The organism is Actinoplanes palleronii, assembly GCF_016862315.1.
Classification (GTDB): domain Bacteria; phylum Actinomycetota; class Actinomycetes; order Mycobacteriales; family Micromonosporaceae; genus Actinoplanes; species Actinoplanes palleronii.
In genome coordinates this window covers 1-1306 of record NZ_BOMS01000224.1, presented here as the reverse complement: position 1 = coordinate 1306, position 1306 = coordinate 1, and the positions used below count along the sequence as shown (strand labels likewise).

1 protein-coding gene is annotated in these 1306 nt (G+C 58.9%); it reads right to left on the bottom strand.

The window, feature by feature from the left end:
• Window positions 1–41 precede the first annotated feature (41 nt).
• Window positions 42–1240 (bottom strand): IS3 family transposase gene (locus Apa02nite_RS50715; RefSeq protein ID WP_203831578.1). Its coding sequence is split into 2 segments (ribosomal slippage): window positions 42–979 and window positions 979–1240, totalling 1200 coding nucleotides; the frame shifts between segments, so codons are not numbered across the junction.
• Between the last annotated feature and the right edge of the window lie 66 nt (window positions 1241–1306).

Here is a 1306-nt window from a genome sequence, read left to right as displayed (position 1 = left end):
GATCCGCCCCGACGTTTCCGGACAGCTGCGTAACGGCTAATTCAAGCTGCGAGTTGCAGGTTCATGTACTCGGCGTGAACCTGATTAGGGGTTCTGTATCCGATACCCGAGTGACGCCTGCGGGAATTGTAGCGGAGTTCGATGTACCGGGCAATGTCGCGGCGGGCGTGTTCGCGGGTGGGGTACTCGGTGCGGTGCACGCGTTCATTCTTCAGGGCAGCGAAGAAAGATTCGGCCATGGCATTGTCGTAGCAGATTCCGGTGCGGCCCACCGAATGCCGGATTTTTAGCTTCCTTAGAGCTTTGGCGAAAGACCGCGACGTGTAATTGCTGCCGCGATCTGTGTGAAATATGGCGTCAGGGGCAAGAATACTATTGCGTGCGGCCATGGTGATAGCTGCGGTGATGAGGGGTGTCTTGTAGTTATCGTCCATCGCCCACCCGACGACGGCCTTGGTGTGGCAGTCGATGACCGTGGCCAGATACAGCCACCCTTGCCAGGTTTCGATATAGGTAATATCTCCGACCATCTTCTGCCCGGGAGCCTTGGCAGTGAAGTCACGGTTGACCAGGTCTGGAATCGGAGGCGCTTGGTCGTCGGCCTCGGTGAGACAGTGCCGCCACGGACGCGGCTGGCAGGGCTGCAACCCCAGCTCACGCATGATGGAACGCACCAGTTCCAGCCCGCCGGCGATCCCCTGGGCTGCCAGGTCGGCATGGATACGGCGGTAGCCGTACGTGCCGTCAGACTCCTTAAAGGAAACGGTGACGGCGCGTTTCAGGGCCTCGCGGCGCTGGGCAGTGGCAGATTCCGGACGTCCCCGCCATTCATAAAATCCGGAACGGGAAACCCGTAGCCAGGAACACATCGAAACAACAGTAGGCGCGTAACTATTGGGCAGTGATTTTTCGTCTGCGTACTCAGCGTCGATGAATTCGAACGTGTCGCTCACCGATGATCCTTGGCGAAGTACGCGGCTGCTTTTTTTAGGAACTCGTTCTCCATCCGCAGCTCCCGCATTTCGCGTTCCATCTGCCGGAGGCGGGCACGTTCGGTCACGGTCAGCTCCGGCTCGTCGCTGACATGCTCACGCCGATATCGTGCCACCCAGCTTCCGAGAGTCCCTTCCTGAACGCCGAGTTCCTTGGCGACTTGAGCAATCGGACGCGATGTCTCAATCACCAATTTGACAGCTTCTTCCCGGTATTCAGGGGAGTAGCTCTTCTTCGGACGCGGCAAGGGATTCCTCTCGGCTCAGCCCCAATTTTACTTGGGGCATGTGTCCGGAAGGTTCGGGGCGGCTCA